The sequence below is a fragment of the Mesorhizobium sp. M7A.F.Ca.CA.004.04.2.1 genome, assembly GCF_004022825.1.
GTDB lineage: Bacteria > Pseudomonadota > Alphaproteobacteria > Rhizobiales > Rhizobiaceae > Mesorhizobium.
In genome coordinates, this window is record NZ_RZPH01000837.1 from 1 (window position 1) to 2,718 (window position 2,718).

The following is a 2,718-nucleotide window of genomic DNA, read 5'->3' on the forward strand; positions in this document are numbered from 1 at the left end:
GCCGTAGAGCATCACGGCGAGGATGGCGAAGGCCAGCCCCGCCTTCGACAGGACACCGATAAGCCTGCTGCCACGCGTGAAGCGGTCGTTGCGGTTCACACCGCCGATCTCCATGGCCGCTTCGGTCACGCCATCTCCTCCCCCGTGGCCAGCGCCATGATGCGTTCCTCGCTCAATTCGCTGCGCAGGAGAGGCTCGGAGGCGTGTCCATCGCGCATCACCACCACGCGGTCGCAGACGCCAAGGATTTCGGGCAGTTCCGAGGAGATCATCACCACCGCCATGCCGCCTGCGACGAGCTGGCCAATGATGTGGTGGATCTCGGCCTTGGCGCCGACGTCGACGCCCCGCGTCGGCTCGTCGAGGATCAAGACCAGGGGCTTGGCGGCAAGCCATTTGGCGATGACCGTCTTCTGCTGGTTACCGCCCGACAGAAGGCTGATGCGCCGTTCGCCGTCGGGCGGTGAAATCGAAAACTGCTTGACCGAGTCCGCGGCAAGCGCGTGATCGGCGCTGCGGCTGATGCGCCCGAAACGGCTCAGGCGGCGCAGTATGGGCAGGCTGATGTTTTCCCGGATCGACATTCCAGGCACGACGCCGTCGCCCTTGCGATCTTCCGGAACATAGGCAATGCCTGCCCTGACCGCCTGGGATGGCGAGTTGATCGAGACCTCGCGTCCGTTGACGCTGACTGTGCCTTCGACAAGCCGCGACAGGCCGAAGATCGCGCGGGCGACCTCGGTGCGGCCAGCGCCCACCAGCCCGGTCAAGCCCAGTATCTCGCCGGCGCGTACATCGAAGCTGACATCGCGGAAGCGCGCGCCGTCGCTGATGCGTTCGACGCGCAGCACCGACTTGCCGATCTCGGCCGGGCTTTTCGGGAAGACATTGCTGACTTCGCGACCGACCATCAGCCTGATCATGTGAGCGGCATTTATGCCTTCGATCGGCCGCGTCTCGATCATTGATCCGTCGCGCAGCACAGTCACCTCGTCGGCAATTTCGAGCACCTCCTTCAGTCGGTGGCTGATATAGATGATGGCGATTCCGTCATCGCGCATCTTGCGCAAGATCCGGAACAACGCCGCCGTCTCATGCTCGCTGAGGCTGGATGTCGGTTCGTCCAGGACGATGATCCTGGGCTGCGCCGCGTAGGCCTTGGCGATCTCGACGAGCTGCTGCTGGCTGATCGACAGGTTGCCGAGCCGTTCACGCGGGTTGATGGCCGCTCCGAGCTCATCGAGGACGGCGGCTGCAGCCCGGATCATCTCGCCCTTGCGCAGAAAGGTCCACTTGCCCGGCATGCGGCCGAGATAGACGTTTTCGGCGACGCTCAGGTCGGGGACCAGATTGATTTCCTGATGCACCATGCGGATGCCCAGCGCCTGGGCATCGGCGGGCCGGCGCATGCGCACTTCGGCGCCGCCGACCCTGATTGCGCCGCTGGTGGGTGCGTAGGACCCGTTGAGCACTTTCATGAGCGTCGATTTGCCGGCGCCGTTCTCACCCACGACCGCATGAACGGTGCCGAATTTCACGGCGAAATTGACGTTGGACAGAGCCTTCACGCCCGGGAACGTCTTGCTGATGCCTCGCATGTCCAAGGCGCAATCGGCGGCGACAGTCATATCTGGCTAGGTTCCTCCTGGCGGCCGGCCGATCGTCCTCGGTATCGGCCATCGATATTTTAGTATAATAGCTGCTTCAACACAGCTCGACCCCTCTTCGAACTGGCTTGAACGTCCGGGCTTTTGAACACGCGACTCAGTCCAGGCTCTCGGTTGCGGTTGAATTTCTCACCGCGGATGATGACTATTGCACTAATATAATAGTTCTGGCAAGGTGGATTTCCGGCGGTCGTTATGAACATCGTGTCCACCGACACCCGACCGCTTCCATTGGATGCGTTCCGATTGACATTCTAGTATTATCTGGCCATTTCTGGTGAACGAAGATACGGATTTGCAATGGACCTGGATCCTTCGACGCTCAATCGGGCTCTTCCGCTCCGCGATCAGATCTACCACAAGATCCGCAACCTGATCGTCGTCGGGCAGCTGAAGCCGGGAGAGGTCATCAACGAAGTCGCCATCGCGGAGGCCCTGGGGGTGTCGCGCACCCCGGTGCGCGAAGCGGTCAAGCGCATCAGCGACGAGGGCCTGGTCAAGATCTTGGCACAGACCGGCACCTATGTCGCTCCGATCAGCCGGGCCGACCTGGAAGAAGCCTATGTCATTCGGCGGGCACTGGAGATGGAGAGCGCCCGACGCGCGGCCGCCAAGTTCACACCGGCCGCCAGCGAATTGCTGGAAGACAACATGGCGGCGCACCGGCTCGCCATATCGCGAGGCAGATATGCCACCGCGATACAGCTCGACGATGTCTTTCACCGCACCATCGCCGAGATCTGCGGCCTGCCGATGATCTGGAGAGCCGTCGACATCTCAAAGGCACAGATGGATCGCGGCCGCTATCTCGCCATCCCCAAGCCGGGCTATGGCGAACAGACGATCGAGCAGCACGAGGCCATTTTCGACGCGCTGAAGCGCCACGACGCCGAGGGTGCGGCGCAAGCGATGGAACACCATCTCGAGACGTCGTTCCGCAACACGCTCGAAGTCGCCGCCGACCTTCTCGACTGAAGCCCTGCGAGCCACCGGCATGCAAAGAATGGGACTTTGTATCGGCGTGAAAGCAGAGGCGATCGCGGACTACAGG

Annotated in this window: 2 protein-coding genes; one reads left to right on the plus strand and one right to left on the minus strand. The window is 62.3% G+C overall.

The features are described from left to right. Positions 1–125: 125 nt before the first annotated feature. Complete coding sequence (locus tag EN893_RS27860; protein ID WP_127269484.1) at positions 126–1,628, minus strand: sugar ABC transporter ATP-binding protein; 1,503 nt, start codon at positions 1,626–1,628, stop codon at positions 126–128. Between the two features lie 339 nt (positions 1,629–1,967). Between EN893_RS27860 and EN893_RS27865 the strand changes: the two genes are divergently transcribed. Then, positions 1,968–2,642, plus strand: coding sequence for a GntR family transcriptional regulator (locus EN893_RS27865; RefSeq protein ID WP_127269483.1), 675 nt, complete (start codon positions 1,968–1,970; stop codon positions 2,640–2,642). Positions 2,643–2,718 lie beyond the last annotated feature (76 nt).

Bases quoted from the DNA above. Each gene is read 5' to 3' on its own strand.
- EN893_RS27860 (WP_127269484.1), bottom strand. From the start codon at position 1,628: ATGACTGTCGCCGCCGATTGCGCCTTGGACATGCGAGGCATCAGCAAG.
- EN893_RS27865 (WP_127269483.1), top strand. From the start codon at position 1,968: ATGGACCTGGATCCTTCGACGCTCAATCGGGCTCTTCCGCTCCGCGAT.